A 20,815-nucleotide genomic window follows, 5' to 3' on the forward strand; every position below is an offset into this window, starting at 1 on the left:
CGGCGGACTACGCTGCCCCGCCCTTGCCCTCGTGCCGCTGGCGCAGCCACGGATAGCGCCCGACATCCTGCCCGCCGTAGTCAGGGTCCAGGTAGACATAGCAGCGCTGGATGCGGAAGTCGCGGATTTCGAACACATCGCACCAGCGCCCGGCGTGGGTGACGTCCGCGCGCCAGGTCTCGCCGCTCTTGAGGCTTCCGGCCGAAGTGCCCTCCACCACCAGCAAGTCGCCCTGCTGGATGAAGTTGGCATGGGCGATATCATGGCGGACCGACTCCAGGATTCCCATCAGGTCCCCGAACAGCTGCTCGATCTGCGCGCGGCCGTGCGCCACTCCCCATTTGGGAAAGCAGAACTCGGCATGCTCGTCAAAGAGATCGAGCACGCTCTCGCCGCGGTCCATGCGCTTGAAATACTCCAGCGCAACCGCCTTGCGCTGTTCATCCGTCATTGTCTTGATTTCCATGATCCCTGAATCCTTGGCCGGCACGCCCCCCCGGCGGGCCTGGCACCAGAAGAAGCGCGGTCCGGGCCGCGCTTGTGAAGGCCGGCTTGTTACTTGGCGATGGACTCCAACGCGCTGTAGGTCATGTCGCCTTCCTTGATCTTCGCTTCATTGAGCTTGTAGCCGCGGAACATGTAAATCGAAGCGTGGCGCGCCTTGAAATCGATGATGTCGCCCTGGATCGAAGAAGAGTACTTGGTACCGTCCTCGCCCACTGACGGGGTCATATGGAAGTTGATGAACTTCCAGAACTCGCCCTTCTTGTCATAGGCTTCGCCCATGTAGACGCGCGGATAGTTCACGTCCATATAGACCACCTTCTTGCCGTACGGGTGCTCGCCCGGCGGCGTGCCTTCGATCACCCACACCTCGCGCGGTTGCCAGGTCTGCACCGGGTTCCAGTACGGCGCGTTCTTCAGGTCCACGGTCTTCCATTCGTCCGGCGTCCCCTTCTTCGAAGGGGTGTAGCCGAGCCTGGCATCCGAAATCGCCAGGATCCAGCGCTTGCCCACCAGCTTGATCTTCGGATACCACGAGGGCCTGGCGTTCCAGACGTAGATGTCGTCGTTCAGCACATCGAGCCCGCCCACCGGGTCCATCCACGCACCCCCGGACAGGCGCCGCGTGCGCCGGGCCGACTTGATATAGGCCCAGCTGTCTTCCACCTTCGGGCTGTCATAGCGGATGGTGAACGTGCCCAGCCCGCGGATATCCTCCGGCGCGGTCGCGGCGAACAGCGTCTTGCTGAGCACGCTGCCATCCCCCAGCACCGGCTTGTCGCCGCTGAGCCGTCCCTTCATGTAATAGCGCTGGAACACCCAGTCCTGCGTCGACTCCAGGCCCTTGTCGCCGCTGATCATCAGGAAGGTGACCTTGTTGTTGATGACGTCCCCTTCCGGTGAGGCGTAATAGAAGTTCCAGATCAGCTTGTCGCCGGCAAAGGGGTCGTTCTGGCTGACTTGCGGGAAGGGAATGCCGGCCTCCCAACCCGTGACCTCGCGCGTCTTTTCATCGAACTGCGCCTTGCCCGCGTTCTTGCGGGTCGCCTCAAGGTACTTGGGATCGAGCTGCACGGGCTTGGCGTGGCCAAGCGGAATCGTCAGGCCGGTATTGCGGATCTGCCATTCAAGCTTCTCGGTCAGCAGGCTCGCAATGGTGTGGCCGTCGAAGGTGTCGTTCTTGACCTTGTCGATGTTGGCCTTGTCGATCACCGTGCCGGCGGGCAGTTCAGCGGCGACGGCGCAAGTGCCGCCTAGCGCGGCAAGCATGCACAGCGCGAGTGTCTTCTGGATGCGATACATGATGTGTCTCCTTACTTGGAATTGTCAGAACTGTCGCGTCAGGCGAGCCAGGAACTGACTATTGTTGGCAAAGGTGCCGAACAGGCGCGTCGACCCCTCCACCTGGCCGGGCTGACGTTTGTTCTTGGAAAAGAACAGATCCGCCTCCAGCACCAGGCGCCAGTGGTCGCCGTAGACGAACTCCACGCTCGGGATCAGGAAGCCCCCGCGGCCCTGCAGGTCCACCCCCGCAGCAAGCTGCGGATTGATCTTGTCGTTCCTGTAGTTCAGCCCCAATATCACCGTGGCGATGGTGGAGTGCTCCTTGGCCGCCGCGCCATAGCCCACCAGGTTGACGATGTCGTCCGACCGCTTGTAGTTCTGGATCCATTTGTCGAACACCTGGACCGAGAAGAATGACGGCCGGCTGGTGCCCAGCAGCTTCGTCAGGTTCAGGCTCTTGTCGATCCGGAACATGGTCGTGACCACGTCCTTCTTGATGATCCCGCCAAAGCCCGGCAGGGCACCGCCAAAGAAGTTGGTGCCGATGTTGTAAGGCGCGTTGCGCGTGTAGACCAGCTCCGTGCTCAGCACGGAGTCGATGGCGGGCACATAGCCGCTGACGGTGGCGCCGAACAGGTCGATCTTGGGGAAGATGAAATCCCCGAGCGCGCCGGTCGGCGCGGCACCCGAGGGCGCGAATGCCGAGTTCACCACCGGGTCGTTGTTGAAAGTCTTCAGGTAGGCCAGCGAATAATTCACCGGTCCCGCGATCCCTTCCCAGCGTACGCCTCCGGTCTGATCGCTGACATTTGCTCCCGGGTGGCGATAGTTGTAGTTCAGCGCGCCGGGCGCCAGGAAGTCGACGCCCTTGTAAGGCTGCCCCGCCCAGCGGCCGCCGTAGAGATCGTAGCTGTTGCCGATGTCCCGGTTCCGGTCGATGCCTGGCCGATACAGCAATTGCAGGCTCCCTTCCGCCTCCGGCACATTGACCTTGGCCTTGACCAGGAACAACGGCTTGCGCAGTTCGTCACCTTCGCGCTCCAGGAAGGAGCGCCAGCGGTAATCGAAGCCGTTGACGAGATCCAGGGCGCGGAAGAAATCGGTCTCGCCCCAGACGACCTGCTGCTTGCCGATGCGGAAGTTGACCCGCTCAACGGGCGCGAACTCCATGTAGTACTCGCGCAGGTCGGCCCGGTCATACTGGTCCATCAGCCGGCTGCCCGGCCCGCCTGGCGAGTTTGACCGATTCAGTTGCTCCAGGTCCTTCAGGTATCGCGTCTTGTACTCCCCTTCGGCCCGCCCGACCACCTTCCATGTGACCGGTCCGGTTTTCGCGTCGGCATTGAGCAGCAGCGCCGCGCGCAGCATGGATGGCGAAAGCCGGTCATTGCGGCTGGTCTCCGGCGGATTCTGCAGATTGAAAGAGGCCCACGTGCGCGCATAGCCGCCCAGGCGGAAGCTGTAGTCATCTGATCTGCCGTCGCCGCCGTCGGCACTTTCCGCGCTGGCCGCGGCCGTCGCGCCAGCCTCTTCCGCATCCGCGGCGAGCGCGTTTGGCGACGCCGCCAGCAGCATCAGCGCCAGGCCTGCGGCGCCGGACTTCATGCGCCGCTCTCCCCAAGAATTCAATGTCACGGTCTCCTCCTGTTGGTGTTTGCTTTTATTTCTTATGCTGGCCGAGGCGCTAGGCCTCGGGCACTGCGCGCATGGCGAGATCCTGGCCGCCGGGCGCCGTTCGCTGGCTTGCCGCCTTCACGATGAATGCCGGCCGAAACACCAGCACCATCGCCGGCATGATGAACAGGGCACTGAGCGCCGAGACGAAAAGCCAGATCGCCATCAACACGCCCATATCGGCCTGGAACCGCAGCGAGGAGGCACACCAGAGCACGACGCTGGTGGTCAGCGTCAGCGCGGTCACGACCACGCCACGGCCGGCGCCCAGCAGCGAGGCGATGGTGGCCGCGGACAGGTCCTTGCCCTCGGCGATCTTTTCCTTGATGCCGTCGACGATGTAGAAGGCGTAGTCGACCCCGAGGCCAATACCCAGCGCGGCCACCGGCAGCGTGCTGAGATTCATGCCGATGCCTTTCCACGCCATGTAGCTGAAGGTGATGGTGTTGGACAGGATCACCGGCACCATGAAGAAGATGCCCGCCGTGACCGAGCGGTAGGCGACCGCGCAGCAGATCACCAACACCAGCAAGGCCAGTGCGATGCTTTCGATCTGGCCGGCGAGAATCACCTCGTTGACCGCAGCCAGCACCCCGACCAGGCCGCCCGCCAGGCGGTAGCTGCCCTCTGCCAGCGGATGGGCATCGACGTAGGCCTTGAGCCGCGCCATTGCGGTGCGGATGCTCTCGCCCTGGTGGTCGCGGAAGTGGAACGTCACCGATGCATCCCGGGCCTGGGCATCAGTGAAGCGCGCCATGTCGCCGGGATCGGAACCCGACACGAACATGTACATCAGCTCGCCGTTCTCCTGTGCCGTGCGGCCGAGCTCCTGGTAGCGCGGGTTGTTCTCGTTCAGTACGCGGCGCACCATCGGGATCACGTCCGCGATCGACGCGCTGCCGCCGATCTCTGGCTGGGCCGCCATGTAGCGCTGCATGCCCGCCATGCTCGCGAGCACCGCGGGCGACTTGACCGCGTTGGGCTGGTGCCCCGCGAACACCGCGTACAGCCGGTCAGCGCCCTGGAACTGCCGGTTGATGGCCGCCGCATCGCGGTTGTAGGCAGAGTCCTGCCAGAGGATGGGTGAGCCAGGCTGGGCATCTCCCACCTGGATACGGGTCGCGTACCACGCCGACACGCCAAACACCGCCGCCGCCCCGGCCAGCACTGCATAGCGCCAGCGCGAGGTGGCGCTGCGCACGCAGACGCCCAGGATGCGGTCGATGCCGGGCCCGAGATCCAGCCGATGGGCATACCCGCGCGGGTAGTGCACCCACGAAAGCAGCACCGGCGTCATCACGCAGGCACTCAATGCGATCGTCATCACCCACACCGTGCCGATGATTGACACCTTGTGCATCAGCGGAATCGGCGTCAGCACCACCACGATCATGCAGCCCGCGTCGGCCACCACGCCCAGCATGCCTGGCTTGAACAGCTGCAGCATGCTGGCCTTGGCCGCCGCGCGCGTGGTATCCGCCCCGGCGGCAAGCTCTTCGTCGAAGCGCGATACCAGTTGCACCGAATGCGAGATGGCGCGCGCGGTGATCAGGAAGGCGATCACGATCACCAGCGGATCCAGGTTATAGCCCAGCAGGCGCGCGGCACCGAGCGCCCAGATGGCACTGCTCAGGCCCGCCAGCAGCGGCAGCAGCGTGCCGCGCCAGGTACGGGCGATGACGAAGAGCAGCAGCACCAGGCAACCGATCGTCAGCAGGAAGATGTGCAGCGTCTCCGGCAGGAAGTGGTTGACCCAGCCGTAAAGGATGGGCTCGCCGGTCACGCGCACCCGCACGCCGTCGCCGCGCGCGGCATCGGCGATCGCCTTCACCTGTGGAAAGATCTTGTTGTAGTCGGCGGCGCCTTCATAGAAGTCCACCGTGACCAGCGCAGCCTTGAGGTCCTTCGAGACATAGGCGCCATACACCAGGGGATTATTCAGCACGGCCTGCTTCAGGGCCTCCAGCCCCGACTGGTCCTGCGGGACATCGGGCCACATCAGCGGGCTGGAATCGATGGCCTCGGTCGAGCCGCGGATTTCCTTGAGCTTGCGCGATGCCAGCGAAACGATCTGGAACTGGTTCGCCCCGTCCACCTGTTGCAGGGCAGACGTGACCGACTTCACCTTGGTGAGGAACGCGGTGTTGAAGATGTCGCCCTGCTCGGCCTCGAGCACGAGGCTGACCACGTTCGAGCCGCCGAACGCTTGCTTGTACTGCTCATGGACCTGGATATAAGGATGGCTGCGCGGCAGCAGGTCTTCGAAGACCGTCCTGACCTCCACCCGCAGCGCGGCCACCAGCATCACTGCCGTGACCAGCAGGAAGATGCCGGTTACGTAGGCCCGCCGGCGTATGCAGGACTCGACGAAGCGTTCGAGTCTGCCCTGTTCTGTCGTATTCATGTTCTCCTCCATATTCTTCGGTCGTCCCTGGACCATGCGTCTACAGGGCTGCCGCTTCCTTGACGGCAAGGCGCGAGCCCGCGGCGTAGTACTTGCCGCCGTGCGGCTGCACGCGCGTGTACCAGCGGCGGTCCAGCGGCTCGAACCGCGTCAGCCGCCAGCTGCCTGCATCCGGGCCGGCCACCAGCACCACCCCCTTGTCTCCCACGGCGATCCATTGGCTGCCGTCCCAGGCGACGTCGAGAAGGTCCTCGTCGGTGGCCCTGGCGGCCTGCGTCCAGCTGGCGCCGCCGTTGTCGCTGACCAGCACGGCTCCGCCGAGGCCCACGGCAATGGCGTGGCTGGAATCCCTGAACCTGACCGACATCAGGCTGTGCTTGACCGGGCTGGCGACGCTGGTCCAGCGCTCGCCGGCATCGCCGGTGATGCGGATGCGGCCGAACTCGCCCACCACGCAGCCGCGCGGCCCGTCGAAGGCGATGCCGTTCCATGCGGTGTCCTCGCCCTGCGCCGCGGACTCCCAGCGCTTGCCGTAGTCCCGCGAGCGCAGCAGCACGCCGCCGCTGCCGACCGCCCACGCACTGCCGTCCTGGCTCACATGGACGCGCATCAGCTTGTTGCTGATGGCTGACCTGGGTGCCTGCGCCGGGGTCCAGGTCAGGCCGGCGTCGGCCGTGGTCAGGACCACGCCCTCATTGCCGACCGCCACCGCGCGACGCGCATCCCAGGCGGCGATGTCCTGCAAGGTCTCCTGGCTGGCGGTGCGCTGCATGTGCCAGCCCTGTCCCGCATCGTCGCTGTGCAGGATCTTCCCGTTCGTGCCCACGGCCCACATGCGGCCATCGGGCAGCACGGCGAGGCCGTAGAAGGCGTCGCCGCGCTCCACCAGCGGCTGCGCGACGGGCTTGCCTGCCGGCTTGGGCTTGACGAACAAGCCGGCATAAAGAAGCCCGCCGATGATGGCCACGGGCAAGCCGGATAGCAGGATGCGTTTGATACGTTGCATGGTTCAGGTCTTCTCTCTGAATAGGCCGCGCTAGGCTGCGCCGGCCGCGGGCGAATTCCGCCCCGCAGGGTTTCACTGCATGGCAGGCTCAAGGGGATACGCAGCGGCTACGCGGACGCTAGCCGGCGCCGGGCAGTTTTATCGCGCAGCCATGGTTGCGCTCTGCAGCGCGCGCTCCAGTTCCTCGTGCAGGATGCGCGGGTTGGGATGCGGGACGAATTGCAGGAAGGGTTCGATCTCGATCCGTTCGAACAAGCCTGCGCGGCAGTACGGATCGTCCGAGATCAGTAATTGCGCCTGCTCTCTGCCAGTGCAGCCGACGGCGAGAAACAGGCCTTGCGGACGCTGATCCTCCCCGCACAACGCACCGGCGCAGACAATCTCCGGCAACCTGGACAGGATGTGGCGGATATGGTCAGGGCGAAGCTTGAGGCGCGCCTGCGCAACGTCCTGCCGGAAGTAGCCGCGAATGATGTATGGCATGGCAAGTAACTCCACTGCGGCGCCCGGTCATCGGACCCTGCGCGCTGGTATGGGATCAGGATGGGTGTCCTCTTTCAGCCGGCTCGCCGGTCAGGCCGGATCGGCACCTTCGTAGGCTCGCTGCAACAGCTCCCGGACCTGCCCGCGTTCGATCGGGCGCGGATTGGGATATGGCGTCTGCACTACCAGGTCCGCGGCATGATCGAGGCCGTGCGCCGGCATGCCGATCTCGCGCAGGCACCGTGGCACGCCAAGCGCCGCGCCCAGCTCGCGCAGTCCGGCGGGGGCGGGCCCGCGACCCAGTGCGCGGGCAATGCGCGCCATCGCCTGCGGCGCCGATGCGGCGTTGTAGGCCAGCACGTAAGGCAGCATGACGGTGTGGACTTCCGCATGCGGCAGGTTGAAGCTGCCACCCAGCGTATGGCACAGCTTGTGGTGGAGACCCATCCGCAGGTTGCCCAGCACGGTGGCGCACAGCCAGGCGCCGTACAGCGCGTCGCCGCGCGCATCGGCATCCGTGGGAGCGCGCTTCAGGCATGTCAGCGCACTGGCCAGGGCGCGGATGCCCTCCTCCGCCATCAGGCTGTAAACCGGGTTGCCGTCGCTTGCGTACAGGCCTTCGGCCGCATGGGCGATGGCATTCATGCCGCTGGTCATGGTGAGGCCCTGGGGCAGCGTCAGCGTCAGGTCCGGATCGTAGATAACGCTGCGCGGCGCCACGCGCCAGTCGCGGCCGGCGTGTTTCAGACCGCCCTCGGTGATGGCGTAGAGCGGCGTCATCTCGGAGCCGGCATAGGTCGTCGGCACGGCGATGATCGGCAAATCCGCGTTGAGCGCGATCGCCTTGGCCAGGCCGATGGTGGAGCCGCCGCCAACGGCCACGCAGCCATCGCCGCCAGCCCGATGCACGGCTTGGACCGCGGCGCGGGCGACGTCTGCGGGCACATGCATCACGGCTTCGTCGTAGACGCCGACGCAACGGTCCCCGAGGAGATCGGCGATTTGCTGGCCGAGCGCCACCTGCTCCGGGGTGGTCAGCACCAGCACCCGCCGCAGCCCCAGTTGCTCCAGTTCGCGCGGAAGGTGTTGCCGTGCGCCGCGGCCGAAGACGACGCGGCAAGCGCGGGATTCATGCACGAATGACTGCATGGTGACTGCTCCAGATGATCAACAGGTTCCCGGCGCGCAAGCCGCCAGGAGGGTATTGGCATAGGCGATTTCCGCGTCGCGGATGCCATGCTCGCTGCCCGGCTCCACCTTGAGGGTGACGTCGGCGCCGACCGCGCTGAACCATGAGGCCGACTCGCGCACGCTGTCAGCGGGCACATGCGGATCCTGGTCCCAGGTGGAGAACAGCACCGGCATACCTTCGAGTTCGCGATGCGAGCCGTCGCGGGGCATGCCGGGTGGTCCGATCAGTCCGCCGGTAAAGGCGATCAGCCCCGCATACCTGCGGCGCTGGCGCCAGAGGAACTCGCTGCAGAGGCAAGCGCCCTGTGAAAACCCGACCAGCACCTGGGATGCGTAAGGAAAGCCCATGGCCAGTAGCGCCTCGGATAGGACGTCGATGCGCTCCAGCGCCTGCGAGAGCCTCGGCTCATTGGTGTCGAGGGGGGCAATGAAGCGCTCCGGGTACCAGGAATTGTCCGCCGCCAGCGGCGCGAACCATGCGACCCCGGGGTGGCTGATGCGGCTGACCAGCAGCTCGCGCATCAGCGCGGGGGACTGGCCGCGCCCATGCACCAGGATCGCGGCGAGCGTCGCGTTGCCGGCCGGCGCGTCGAACACGCTCAGCGGCGTCTGCATGTGGGGATTGATGTCAGGCATAGTCTTCCCGGCATAACGGGCGATGGGCGAGCGGCAGGGCGTTGGCCCTGCCATGGCCCGTTCTCTCAATAGTTCAGGGTTTCCAGCGACTGCAGGATGCTGGCGCGCTGGCTCTCGAACTGCGGTGCGATTTTCAGCTCCGAGCCCAGGCGTTCGTAGGGCTCGTCGATCAGGAAAGCTTCCGGCTTGGATACCGTGGCCTCGAACATCGCACCGCTGGGGGTGCGCACGTAGATCGACTCGAAATACCCACGGTCCTTGCGCTCCGAGGTATCGGTCAGGCCCATCCCCTCGAGACGGGCCTTGACCAGGTCCTGGACCATGCGGTCCTCGACCTGGAACGCGCAGTGGTGCACCGTACCCTCGCCGTAAGTCCAGCTCGCCTGGGGCATGGCGGGTTCGAGCGCATAGTCGACGAACTTGCCGGAGCCGCCATCGCCAAATGCGTAGCGTGTGTACTTGCCGTCGCGTGCCACCTCGCGGCCCGACCAGCCGGTCTGCATGAACTCCTGCGAAGTCTCCATTTCCCGCACATTGACCGCGATCGTATGCAGGCCGCGGACGGCCAGCTCCGCCGGCACTTCGCCGTTGGAGTAAGGCTTGCGAGCATCGTCGGCAATGCCGATCAGCTCGTACTCGACACCGCAGGGATGCGCGAAGGCCAGCACCGTTTCCCCGAACCGTTCCGAACGGCGGACCTCGAAGCCATGGTCGGCCAGGCGCTTCTCCCAGAACGGAATCGCCGATACCGGCACCGACAGCGCCAGGCTGCCGATCTGCCCCGTGCCACGCTTGCCCTTGCGCCCGAAATGCGCCACCGGGAAGCAGGTGATCAGGGTGCTCTCCTCGCCGACGTCGTTGCCGTAGTACAGGTGATAGAACGGCGTACCGCCGTCATAGATCAGCGTCTTCTTCACGCTCTTGAGCGACAGCACCTTGGTGTGGAAGTCATAGTCGTCCTGTGCGGTACCCACGCTCAGCGTGATGTGGTGATGGCGCTGAATGGACTGGTCCGTTTGTGTCATGTTGTCTCCTCTTGCTGTTTTCTGATGGAAAAGGTGCGCAAGGCCGTACCGGGATCGTCAGCGTGGCTGGTCCGCGGGATGTGGGGGCGTCATCGCGTGGTCAACGAGGTCCCAGATGAACCGCCCCGATGGCTCGCGCTGCTCTTCGGCAATATGGGCGATCAGGCCAGCGGTGCGGCTGAGCACGGCGAAACCGCGCATCAGCCTGGCCGGGATGCCGATGTCGCCGAGCACGGCGGCGATCGCACCGGTGGCGTTGATGGTGATATGGCGCCCGGCGGCAGCATCCACCTCGGCGGCAAGCAGCGCCAGCGCGGCGCAGCGCGAGCCATGGGTGCCAAGCTCGCGCGCCAGCGCCAGCAAGGCCAGGGCGCGTGGATCGTCCGGGCGGTGCAGGTGGTGGCCAAAGCCAGGCACCGCCTCGCGCCTGGCGCGGTAGTCCCGGGCAATGCGCTGCGCCTCGGCAGCGCCCGCCTCGCCGGCAGCCGCGATCTGGTCAAGCAGGCCGGCGGCCGGCTCCATGGTGCCGATGAACTGGCTGGCCACCGCAAGCAAGCCGGCCGCCACACCTGCCTGCAGGTTTTCCGGCGAGCTCGCATAGATCATGCGCGTGGCGATGGCACTCGGCGTCATGCCATGCTCCATCAGCGTGACCAGCACCGCTTCGACGATGCGGCGCTGGGCTGCGGTCGGCGCGCTGCCGAAGGTCTGCTTCATGAAGACATCGACAAAGCTGGCCTGGCCGAGCAGGTCGCCCACCAGGTCATCGTCGCCGTAGTAGACCGCCTGCGTGGTGTAGTGGCAGAGCTTGGTGCGTGGCGCGGCGCCCGCTTGCGCCTGGCTCATGATGCGCTCCCGGTGCCCACGATGGTTGCCCGGACCGCGGGCTTCAGCACCTTGCCCACCGCACTGCGCGGCAGCGCATCGAAGAGGTGTACTTGCTTGGGCGTCTTGACCGAGCCCAGCTCGCGCTTGACCAGCGCAATCAGGTCGGCGGCGTCGACGCGCATGCCCGGGCGCAGTTGCACGGCCGCGTGGACGGCCTCGCCCCACTTGGCATCGGGGATGCCGACCACCGAGCAGTCGGCGACGGCGGGGTGCGCGGACAGCACCACCTCGACATCGCTGGGGTAGACATTGAAGCCGCCGGTGATGATCACGTCACGGATACGGTCGCGCAGGAACAGGTAGCCGCGCTCGTCGAAGACCCCGGCGTCGCCCGTGCGCAGCCAGCCGTCGACCAGCGTCTTGCGGGTCTCTTGCTCCGCCTTCAGGTAGCCGCTCATCACCAGGTCGCCGCGCACGGCGATTTCACCCTCCTCCCCGGCCTTGAGCACGTTGCCGTGCTTGTCGACGATGGCAACCCGGGTCAGCAGCGATGGCTTTCCGACGGAAGCCAGGTTGGGGCCGGTCATGTCGCCCGGCGGCAGGAAGGTGATGATCTGCGGCGCCTCGGTCTGGCCGAAGGACGTGCAGAGAATCGGACCGAACACCGCCTGGGCATCGCGGATCTGTTCCGGGCGCATCGGCGCGCCGCCGTAGACCAGGTAGCGCAGTGAATGCAGCCCACGGGGCGCGCGGCGCTGCTCTTCCACCAGCGACAGAATCAGCGTCGGGGGCGCGAAGAACAGCGTCGCGCCATGGGCCTGCGCCGCATCAAGCAATGCCGCCGCCTTGTTGTGCGCCGGAAAGATCAATGCGCCGCCAGCGCCCAGCAACGGCAGCATGTAGGTCGAGGTGCCGTGCGTGATCGGCGCGGCCACCAGGTAACGGTCATCCGGCGTCAGGCCCAGTTCATGGATCTGGGTGGCGATGTTTGCGTTCCAGGCGCGCAGCGGCTGGATCACGCCCTTGGGGAACCCCGTCGAGCCGCCGGTGAACTTGATCGCCTGCGCGGCGTCGAGGGGGACACCACCGCGCCCGTGGGGTCCCATCATGACCGTGTTGACGTCACCCGCATGGCAAGCGAGGTCTGCCAGCGGACGCACTGGCGCGGTGATGCCCACCAGCCGCGCCGCCATCTCGGCATCGGCCAGCACTAGCGACGGCTCGACGAAATCAACGATGCGGTGCAGCTCGGGATCGCCGTTGCGCGGGTTCAGCGGTATCCACACCTTGCCGGCGGCCAGGATTGCCAGGATCGCCACCAGGTGGTCAACCGTGTTCGCGGCCCCGACGCAGACCCGGCTGCGCGGCGCCGGGTCGATCGCGGTGAGTGCGGCGGCGCGCTGCAGCACCATGTCTGCCAGCGCCCGGAACGACAGCTCGCCGGCGGGGCCGATGATGGCCACCCGGCCGGGATAGCGGTGGGCGGCGCGCCACAGGAAGTCGATGGGATACATGCTTGGGAATCTCCAGGGAACAAGGACGGCATCGAGGCGAAAAACGGCTCGCCCGCCCTTCAATGGCTCGAACTATAGAAGTTTGTTCGAACATTCGAATATTAGGAAAAACCCTGCCGCCCGTGCTAGCATTGGCAAAAGGCTGGAGGCAGCCAGTTCCGCTGCCTCCCGACCATGAAGCGACTCTGAAAGCGCCTGAAAGCATGCAAGACGACACCGACGCCTACGCGGCCGCGCTGGCCGCCAACACCCCGCGCCACCTGGACCTGGCACGCACATTGATGCAGGAAATCATCGGCGGCCGCCCATCGGTCGGCGAACTGCTGCCGACCGAGGCCGAATTGTGCGAAAGGTGGAATCTGAGCCGGTACGCGGTGCGTCAGGCCGTGCAGAAGCTGACCAGCCTCGGCATGGTGACCCGGCAAGCAGGCGTGGGCACGCGCGTGATCGCGGACCGGCCGCAGAGCCGCTTCATGCAGGTCATGGACTCTCCGGCCGACCTGGTCAGCTACGCCAAGGGCACGACGCTGCGCACCTCAGGAAGCAGCACCATCCAGGCTGATGAAGCCCTGGCGGCACTGCTGCGCTGCGCGCCCGGCGCCGCGTGGCTCCACATTGCCGGCACGCGCTATGGCTGCCCGCCCGCCCTCGAGCCGATTGCGCTGGTCGACATCTACGTCGACGGCACATATGGTGCCCTGTCCCAGCTCGGCGAGACCCTGGACGTGCCGGTGTACACGATGGTCGAGAAGCAGTACGGGATCAAGATCACCCGCGTCGAGCAGAAAGTGGAAGGCTGGCTGATCGAAGGCGCTCAGGCAAAGGCCTTGCAGGTTCCCGACAAATCGGCCGGGCTGCGCATCACCCGGACTTATTTCCTGCGTGAACAGGCCATTGTCGTGACCACCGGTGTCCATCCGGCCAGCCGCTTCAGCTATTGCACGAGCTACCAGTTGACGCAGGCCGGCAGCTGAAGCATGGCTAGCCTCGGTGGGCCCAGCCGGTCATGCGCTTCTCGACCACCGCAAACAGCTCGTACATCGCCATCGCCATCACCGCGATCACCACCAGCCCGGCAAAGGCCAGCGGCATCTTCATAGCCGAGCCGGCCGACACCAGCAGGTAGCCGATGCCCTCGTTGGCGGCGTTCATCTCCGACACCGTGGTGCCGACAAAGGCCAGCGTGATCGCCACCTTCAGCGAGGCGAAGAAATACGGCATGGCGCGTGGCAGACCGACCTTGAACAACACGTCGCGCCGTTTGGCGCCGAGCACGCGCAGCACGTCCTCCAGTTCCGGCTCCAGCGTGGCCAGCCCGGTGGCGATATTGACCATGATCGGGAAGAACGAGATCAGGAACGCGGTCAGGATGGCCGGACCCGCGCCCAGGCCGAACCACACCACCAGGATCGGCACGAAGGCGGCCTTGGGCAGCGCGTTGAAGGCCGTCATCAGCGGATAGCTGGCGGCATAGAGCAGCCGTGACGAGCCCATTGCCAGCCCCAGCAGCACGCCCACGGCGATGGCCACGCCGAAGCCCACCATGGTGGTCCAGAAGGTGCGCCACGCATGGCCGGCGATCACGTCGGCATATTCCACCAGCGAGGCCACGATCGCCGATGGTGTCGGCAGGATAAAGTCGGACACGCCGAAGGCCATGCACGCGCCCTGCCACAGCAGCAGCACCGCGGCCAGCAGCAGCCAGGGCGCCACGCGCTGCACGCGGCGCTCCTGCGCGGAAGTGAGAGTCATCATGGTAGCTTTGCCTCAGTGTTGGCGCACATGGCCGATCTTCTCGCGCAGCACGTGCACCAGGTCGGAAAATGGCTCGGTATAGGTCAGTTCCAGGTCGCGCGGGCGCGGCAGGTCGATCTCCTTGCGCATCAGGATGCGGCCCGGGCGCTGGCTCATCACGTAGACGGTGTCGGCCAGGAACACGGCCTCGCGCAGGTCGTGCGTGACCAGGATCACGTTGAAGCGCTGTGCCTGCCACAGGTCGCGCAGCACGCACCAGAGCTCCTCGCGCGTAAAGGCGTCGAGCGCGCCGAAGGGCTCGTCCAGCAGCAGCATGCGCGGCTCGTGGACCAGCGCGCGGCAGATCGAGGCGCGCTGCTGCATGCCGCCGGACAGCTGCCACGGGTACTTGTCCTCGTAGCCGGCCAGGCCCACCGTATGCAGCAGCTTGCGCGCGCGCTCGACGTACTCGTCGCGACGTGCGCGCAGGGTGGAGCGATATGGTTCGACGATCTCCAGCGGCAGCATCACGTTGTCCAGCGTGGTGCGCCACGGCAGCAGCGTGGGCGCCTGGAAGGCCATGCCGACCTGCTTGAGCGGGCCGGTCACCTTCTCGCCGGCAATCCTCACGACGCCGCGCGTGGCCGCCTTGAGCCCGGTCGCCAGCTTCATGAAGGTGGACTTGCCGCAGCCGGACGGGCCGACGATGGCAATGAACTCGCCCGGCGCCACCTGCAGCGAGATGTCCTCGACCGCGAACTCGCCCTTGTGCGCGAGCTCGTCGTTATAGGCCAGCCAGACCCGGTTGAAATCGACAAAGGGCTCCGCGGCCACGGGTGCGGCGCTCCCGCCGGAGGCGGGCATGAAGGCAGCCTGGCGCGTCATCATCGCAGCACATCCAGTTCGGCCGCGCTGGGCAGGAACGCGTCGGTCCACAGCGCATCGGGGTTGATGCGGCCCTTGGTGCCGAAGGCATCGGCCACCTGCGAGGCCATCAGCGACAGGCGCGGCTTGCTGACGCGCCCGAAGCCCTCGGCCTTCGCGTCCGGCGACTTGACCACGCTGTCCAGCGCCAGCTTGAGCCGGCGCACTTCCAGCTTCTCATCGATGATGCCGTCGCGCGCCTTGACCGCCTTGATGCCCTCTTCCGGCCGCGCGATCACGTCGCGCGCCGACTTGCTGAAGGCGCGCAGGAAGGCCTTCACCGCCTCGGGGTTCTTCTTCATGAAATCCTCGGAGGCGATCACTGCGTTGCCGTACAGCTTCACGCCGAACTGCGGGTACGGCAGCACCACGATGTCTTCATCCTTCACGCCGCGCGCGTTCAGGTTCAGGATCGATGTGAACGAGAACCCGGTGATGGCATCGAGGTCGCCGCGCGTGAGCATGGTCTCGCGCAGCGTCGGGTCCATTGCCTGCCAGTTGAACGAGGACGCCTGCAGGCCGTTGGCCCTGGCGAAGATCGGGAAGGCGCGGCGGCCGGCGTCGAACACCGGCGCGCCCATGCGCTTGCCGGCGAGGTCCTTCGGCGCGCGGATGCCGGACTTCTTCAGCGCGAGGACGGCGGCGGGCGTGTTGTTGTAGACCATCATCACGGCCACCGGCTTGTTCTTCGCGTCGGGGTTGTTGCCGTAGAACTCCATCACCGACGACATATCGGCGAAGCCCATGTCGTACGTGCCCGAGGCCACGCGGTTGACCACGTTGCCCGAGCCGTTGCCGGCATCGATCGAGACGTCGAGCTTCTCGGCCTTGTAGTAGCCCTTCTGCTCGCCCAGCAGGAACAGCGCCGCCGGCCCTTCGAAGCGCCAGTCGAGCTGGAAGCGGACCTTGGTTGGTGCAGCCTGCGCGTGGGCCGCGCCGGCGAACTGTGTCGACAGCACCAGGCTGGTGCCGATCATCACGCCGAGCTTCAGCAGGCGGCGCCGTGCCGCAGTGCGGGACGCGCGCGTGCCGGTATGTTCATGGTTCTCGGCGGCAGCAGCGCAAACGCCGGGGGACGCTAGCGCAGCGTGGAAATGAGGCATGGAATCTCTCCGTTGATCGTGATCTCGGAGGGATTCGTCCGCAAGGGACGTGCCAGGTTTTTCAGCCCCGTTTCAGGGCGTGCCCGCAAGCGATTGCCGAACCAAAAGTGTGCGAGGCGATTGCCGCAGCGCCATCGTCGGCAATGATTGTCGACAATGCCCGCCGCCCCTTGGTGCATGCGGATACAGGAGAATGCAGTCCCGTCAGGCGTCCTGCGTGGCGTCGCCCACGTCGAGTGCCAGCGCATCCGCGCCCACGGCTTCGCCGCCCTTGGCGGCGGCGCGCGCCTGGATGTCCCACATCTCGGCGTAGCGGCCACGCGCGCGCATCAGCTCGGCATGGGTGCCGCGCTCGACGATGCGGCCGTGGTCCATCACCAGGATCTGGTCGGCATGCACGACGGTGGACAGCCGATGCGCGATCAGCAGCGTGGTGCGGTTCTGCGCCAGCCGCATCAGCTCGGCCTGGATCGCCTGCTCGGTGCGTGAATCCAGCGCCGAGGTGGCTTCGTCGAAGACCAGCACCGGCGGGTCCTTCAGCAGCGTGCGCGCGATCGCCACGCGCTGCTTCTCGCCGCCGGACAGCTTCAGGCCACGCTCGCCCACCGGGGTGTCGTACCCCTGCGGCAGCTCGCGGATGAAGCTGTCGATCTGCGCGGCGCGCGCGGCGGCGATGACCTCGTCGCGGCTGGCGTCTGGCCGGCCGTAGGCGATGTTGTAGAAGATGCTGTCGTTGAACAACACCGTGTCCTGCGGCACGATGCCGATGGCGCGGCGCAGGCTGTCCTGCGTGATCGCGCGGATGTCCTGGCCGTCGATCTCGATGGCGCCGCCGTTGACGTCGTAGAAGCGGAACAACAGCCGCGCCAGCGTCGACTTGCCCGAGCCGCTGTGCCCGACCACCGCGGTGGTGGTGCCCGCCGCGATGGTGAAATCCACGCCATCCAGGATCAGCCGGTCCGGCTCATAGCTGAAGCGCACGTCGCGGAAACGCACCTGCGCGCCGCTGACCTGCAGCGGCTGCGCGCCGGGCGCGTCGGCCACCTCCTGGTTGGTGCCCAGCAGCACGAACATGCGGTCCATGTCGGTGGTGGCCTGCTTGATCTCGCGGTAGATCACGCCGAGGAAGTTCAGCGGGATATAGAGCTGGATCATCAGGGTGTTGACCAGCACCAGGTCGCCCAGCGTGAGCTTGCCGTCGACCACGCCCACGGTGGCGCGCCACAGGATCAGGATCAGCCCCAGTGCGATGATGGTCTGCTGGCCGAAGTTCAGGAACGACAGCGAGTTCTGCGAGCGGATCGCCGCGGTGCGGTACTTGCGCAGGTTCTCGTCGTAGCGCTGCGCCTCGTACTCTTCATTGCCGAAGTACTTGACGGTCTCGAAGTTGAGCAGCGAATCGATCGCTTTCTGGTTGGCGCGCGAATCGAGCTCGTTCATGCGGCGGCGGAAATGCGTGCGCCATTCCGTCACCACGATGGTAAAGACGATATAGCCCACCAGCGCGCAGCCGGTGATGGCCGCGAACCAGATGTCGTAGTGCAGGATAAAGAAGCCGATCACCAGCCCCATCTCGACCAGCGTGGGCAGGATGCTGTACAGCGAGTACGAGATCAGCGACTGGATGCCGCGCGTGCCGCGCTCGATGTCGCGGCTCATGCCGCCGGTCTGCCGGTCCAGGTGGAAGCGCAGCGACAGCGCATGCAGGTGTCGGAACACCTGCAGCGCGATCTCGCGCACGGCGCTCTGCGTGACCTTGGAAAAGAGCATCTCCCGCAACTCGGTGAACAGTGTCGCCGACAGCCGCAGCAGCCCGTAGGCGACGATCAGCCCGACCGGCACGGCCAGCAGCGCGCGCGGATCGCCCGGCTGCAGGTTCATGCTGTCGATCAGCTGCTTCATCAGCACCGGCACGCCCAGGTTGGCCACCTTGGCGGACACCAGGCACGCCAGCGCCAGCATCACGCGCCACTTGTAGTGCCAGACATAGGGCAGCAGGTTGCGCACCGTCTGCCAGTCGCTGCGGGGCGCGCGCTGACCGGGAAAGAGCGTGTTTGAAGCAGGAGCGGGGGCCGGCTCGGCGGTCGTGGAATAGCGGCGCATACGTTAGAATTCGGGCCAATGCGCGATTGTCGCAGAGTTCGCATTACGTGGCAGGCGAAGGGTCTTTCGCCGCGCCCCGCCTCCTTCCGCAGTCCACCACACACCGTCATGAACGCTCCCCACACCGTCCCCGCCCTGCCCGCCGGCAAGAATCCCGCTCTGCGCGTGGTGCCCATGCCCGCCGACGCCAATGTGCACGGCGACGTGTTCGGTGGCTGGATCATGGCGCAGGTGGATATCGCCGGCTCGATCCCGGCGGTGGAACGCGCCCAGGGCCGCGTGGCCACCGTCGCGGTCAACTCCTTCCTGTTCAAGCATCCGGTGTTCGTTGGCGACCTGGTCAGCTTTTATGCGGACATCGTCAAGACCGGCCGTACCTCGATCACGGTGTCGGTCGAGGTCTACGCGCAACGGATGCGCCACAGCAATGAGATCGTCAAGGTGACGGAGGCCACGCTGACGTATGTGGCGACGGATGAATCGCGGCAGCCGCGGATGCTGCCGTCGGCTTGAAGGGATAAGCCAGCGCTTGCTGGCTGTTTTCTCCCCTCTCCCACGAGCGGGAGAGGGGAGAGAACAAGCGGGATTGGACGGACGTAGGCCTTACTCGAACTTCGTAAAATCCGGCTTGCGCTTCTGGAAGAAGGCAGCAAACGCCTCTTTCGCCTCCGGCGCCACCAGCATCCTGCGGAACACCGCGCCCTCGTCGGCCATCTGCTTTTCCACCACCGCCACATCGCCCGCCTTCATCAGCCGCTTGGTCTCGCGCAGTGACGACGCCGGGAGGGCCGCCAGCTTGCGCGCCTGCTCCAACGCAAAGTCGTGCAGCTCGGCCACCGGCAGCACCCGCGTCACCAGCCCGATCTCCAGCGCCTCCTGCGCGCTGAAGGCTTCGCCCAGCAGCAGCTTCTCGGCCGCGCGCTGGTAGCCGACCAGCCGCGGCAGCAGCAGGCTCGAGGCGGCCTCCGGGCACAGGCCCAACTGCACGAACGGCAGCGACAACTTGGCCGTATCGGACGCATAGACCAGGTCGCAATGCAGCAGCATGGTGGTGCCCACCCCGACCGCGGCACCGCTGACGGCTGCCACGACCGGCTTGGTGGCGTGGCTGATCTGGTAGAGGAAATGGAACACCGGCGCCTGCTCCGCGCCTTCGCCGGCGGTGGGCGGGCGCTGCATGAAGTCTTCCAGGTCGTTGCCGGCGGTAAAGATCTCGGGCTTGCCGCGCAGCAGGATGGCGCGCACGTTGCGGTCGGTCTCGGCCGCGCGCAGCGCGTCGGCCATGGCCTGGTACATCGCCGCGGTGATGGCGTTTTTCTTGTCGATGCGGTCGAACTCGATGGTCAGGATGCCCTGCTCGATGCCGGTGCGGATGCTCATGGTGTCCTCATCTGTGGATGCATTGCTGGGTTTATTCAAAAGGCGGCGGCGATTCGGAAAGATAGCTCAGCCCGAACGCGCGCGCGCCGACATTCAGCGCCACCGTCAGGCTCATCGGCGCCAGCATCAGTGCCACGCCCTGTCCGCGCGCGGTGCGCTCCAGCGACTGGAACGCCGGCATCTCGCGCACGTCATCGAGCGGGCCGGCATAGCAGACCGAGATCGCCGGCACCATCAGGTCGCCGCCGCGGATGCACTGCTCGGCATGCTGCAGCACGCGCCGCGCACCCTCCTCGGAGCCGCGTGCCCTGGCGATGGCCTCGGTGTGCCCGCGGTGCATGCGCACCACCGGGCGGGTATTGAAGGCGCTGCCCATCACATAGCGCCCCCAGGTAATGCTGCCCTCGCCCTTCTGGCGCGCGCGCGTGTACATGTAGAGCAGCTCGTCGGGCACCAGGAACATATGGGCGGCATCGCGCAGGCGCGTCTCGACCGCTTCCCGCACCGCCTGCGGGCTGGCGCCGGCGGCGGCCATGCGCGCGGCTTCGCGCACGATCAGCGCCTGGCCCGGCCCGATCGCGCCGGTGTCGACCACGGTCAGGTCGAACAGGCCCGTGCGCCCGGCTTCCTTGCGCAGGCGCACGCTGCGCGCCACGGTGCCGATCACCGCGCCGGTGGCATGCGCATACAGCTTGCTGCGCGAACTGGCAATGGTGAAGAGGATGGCGCGGTCGCAGTGGGCCACCACGTTGCGCAGCAGGTGTTCTTCCAGCTCGCGCTCGAGCAGCGGGATCGATTCGGCGTAGTGGTCCTGGCGGCCGATCAGGTATTGCTGGTAGAGCGTGGGCAGCGCGTCTTCATCGCGCGTATCGGCGACAAAGTGTTCGCCCGCGCGGATGCGGAACGGAATCGTGTGGACCTTCAGCTGGGCCATGACGTCGCGCGGCAGATCGCACGCGGCATCGGCCAGGATGGCTGTCTCCTGCATATTATTGTCTCCTCCCTACCTGGTGACCCGCGTC

19 protein-coding genes are annotated in these 20,815 nt (G+C 66.3%); 2 read left to right on the forward strand and 17 right to left on the reverse strand.

Annotation, left to right across the window (positions count from 1 at the left end; all coding sequences use genetic code 11):
- Positions 1-7 precede the first annotated feature (7 nt).
- The 11 genes from AC3WQZ_RS13570 to AC3WQZ_RS13620 form a co-directional block, all read right to left on the reverse strand.
- Positions 8-466, reverse strand: coding sequence for a nuclear transport factor 2 family protein (locus AC3WQZ_RS13570; protein WP_492300715.1), 459 nt, complete (start codon positions 464-466; stop codon positions 8-10).
- An 89-nt stretch (positions 467-555) separates the two neighbouring features.
- The gene (locus tag AC3WQZ_RS13575) at positions 556-1,806 is read right to left on the reverse strand and encodes a DUF1329 domain-containing protein (protein WP_492300716.1); all 1,251 of its coding nucleotides are present in this window, start codon (positions 1,804-1,806) and stop codon (positions 556-558) included.
- Between the two features lie 24 nt (positions 1,807-1,830).
- Positions 1,831-3,423, reverse strand: coding sequence for a DUF1302 family protein (locus AC3WQZ_RS13580; RefSeq protein WP_492300717.1), 1,593 nt, complete (start codon positions 3,421-3,423; stop codon positions 1,831-1,833).
- A 49-nt stretch (positions 3,424-3,472) separates the two neighbouring features.
- Positions 3,473-5,866, reverse strand: a complete 2,394-nt coding sequence (locus AC3WQZ_RS13585; RefSeq protein WP_492300718.1) for an efflux RND transporter permease subunit — start codon at positions 5,864-5,866, stop codon at positions 3,473-3,475.
- 40 nt (positions 5,867-5,906) lie between these two features.
- The gene (locus AC3WQZ_RS13590; RefSeq protein ID WP_492300719.1) at positions 5,907-6,872 is read right to left on the reverse strand and encodes a YCF48-related protein; all 966 of its coding nucleotides are present in this window, start codon (positions 6,870-6,872) and stop codon (positions 5,907-5,909) included.
- 138 nt (positions 6,873-7,010) lie between these two features.
- Positions 7,011-7,355 (reverse strand): YciI family protein, encoded by a 345-nt coding sequence (locus AC3WQZ_RS13595; protein ID WP_492300720.1) that lies wholly within the window; start codon positions 7,353-7,355, stop codon positions 7,011-7,013.
- Positions 7,356-7,445: 90 nt separating this feature from the next.
- On the reverse strand, positions 7,446-8,504 hold the full coding sequence (locus AC3WQZ_RS13600; protein WP_492300721.1) for a maleylacetate reductase: 1,059 nt from the start codon (positions 8,502-8,504) through the stop codon (positions 7,446-7,448).
- A gap of 18 nt (positions 8,505-8,522) precedes the next feature.
- On the reverse strand, positions 8,523-9,182 hold the full coding sequence (locus tag AC3WQZ_RS13605; RefSeq protein ID WP_492300722.1) for an alpha/beta hydrolase: 660 nt from the start codon (positions 9,180-9,182) through the stop codon (positions 8,523-8,525).
- Between the two features lie 65 nt (positions 9,183-9,247).
- The gene (locus AC3WQZ_RS13610) at positions 9,248-10,207 is read right to left on the reverse strand and encodes a VOC family protein (RefSeq protein ID WP_492300723.1); all 960 of its coding nucleotides are present in this window, start codon (positions 10,205-10,207) and stop codon (positions 9,248-9,250) included.
- Positions 10,208-10,264: 57 nt separating this feature from the next.
- Positions 10,265-11,053 carry a citryl-CoA lyase gene (locus AC3WQZ_RS13615; RefSeq protein ID WP_492300724.1) on the reverse strand — a complete coding sequence of 263 codons (789 nt, stop codon included), beginning with the start codon at positions 11,051-11,053 and terminating at the stop codon, positions 10,265-10,267.
- Positions 11,050-12,549: a class I adenylate-forming enzyme family protein gene (locus AC3WQZ_RS13620; protein ID WP_492300725.1), complete on the reverse strand. Its 1,500-nt coding sequence runs from the start codon at positions 12,547-12,549 to the stop codon at positions 11,050-11,052. The genes AC3WQZ_RS13615 and AC3WQZ_RS13620 overlap by 4 nt, the downstream gene beginning before the upstream one ends.
- 203 nt (positions 12,550-12,752) lie before the next feature.
- Here AC3WQZ_RS13620 and AC3WQZ_RS13625 point away from each other — a divergent pair, with 203 nt between their 5' ends.
- On the forward strand, positions 12,753-13,523 hold the full coding sequence (locus AC3WQZ_RS13625; protein ID WP_492300727.1) for a GntR family transcriptional regulator: 771 nt from the start codon (positions 12,753-12,755) through the stop codon (positions 13,521-13,523).
- Between the two features lie 7 nt (positions 13,524-13,530).
- Here the strand turns inward: AC3WQZ_RS13625 and AC3WQZ_RS13630 are convergent, their stop codons facing one another.
- The 4 genes from AC3WQZ_RS13630 to AC3WQZ_RS13645 all read right to left on the reverse strand — a co-directional run bounded on the left by AC3WQZ_RS13630 (position 13,531) and on the right by AC3WQZ_RS13645 (position 18,413).
- A complete protein-coding gene (locus AC3WQZ_RS13630; protein ID WP_010813920.1) occupies positions 13,531-14,304 on the reverse strand; it encodes an ABC transporter permease in 774 nt (257 codons plus the stop codon).
- Between the two features lie 12 nt (positions 14,305-14,316).
- Positions 14,317-15,171 (reverse strand): ABC transporter ATP-binding protein, encoded by an 855-nt coding sequence (locus tag AC3WQZ_RS13635; protein WP_492300729.1) that lies wholly within the window; start codon positions 15,169-15,171, stop codon positions 14,317-14,319.
- On the reverse strand, positions 15,168-16,310 hold the full coding sequence (locus AC3WQZ_RS13640) for an ABC transporter substrate-binding protein (RefSeq protein WP_010813922.1): 1,143 nt from the start codon (positions 16,308-16,310) through the stop codon (positions 15,168-15,170). Before AC3WQZ_RS13640 ends, AC3WQZ_RS13635 begins: the two co-directional genes overlap by 4 nt.
- 204 nt (positions 16,311-16,514) lie before the next feature.
- Entirely contained in the window at positions 16,515-18,413 is a 1,899-nt protein-coding gene (locus AC3WQZ_RS13645; protein WP_011614532.1) for an ABCB family ABC transporter ATP-binding protein/permease, read from the reverse strand.
- Between the two features lie 108 nt (positions 18,414-18,521).
- On the opposite strand from AC3WQZ_RS13645, the gene AC3WQZ_RS13650 reads away from it, so the two are divergent.
- Positions 18,522-18,926 carry an acyl-CoA thioesterase gene (locus tag AC3WQZ_RS13650; protein ID WP_037025319.1) on the forward strand — a complete coding sequence of 135 codons (405 nt, stop codon included), beginning with the start codon at positions 18,522-18,524 and terminating at the stop codon, positions 18,924-18,926.
- A gap of 90 nt (positions 18,927-19,016) precedes the next feature.
- Here AC3WQZ_RS13650 and AC3WQZ_RS13655 read toward each other — a convergent pair whose 3' ends face one another.
- Together AC3WQZ_RS13655 and AC3WQZ_RS13660 are read right to left on the reverse strand one after the other, a co-directional pair.
- Positions 19,017-19,793, reverse strand: coding sequence for an enoyl-CoA hydratase (locus AC3WQZ_RS13655; RefSeq protein ID WP_492300731.1), 777 nt, complete (start codon positions 19,791-19,793; stop codon positions 19,017-19,019).
- A gap of 31 nt (positions 19,794-19,824) precedes the next feature.
- Positions 19,825-20,781, reverse strand: coding sequence for a DegV family protein (locus AC3WQZ_RS13660; RefSeq protein WP_492300733.1), 957 nt, complete (start codon positions 20,779-20,781; stop codon positions 19,825-19,827).
- Between the last annotated feature and the right edge of the window lie 34 nt (positions 20,782-20,815).

The sequence above is a fragment of the Cupriavidus sp. FW305-26 genome, assembly GCF_058787975.1.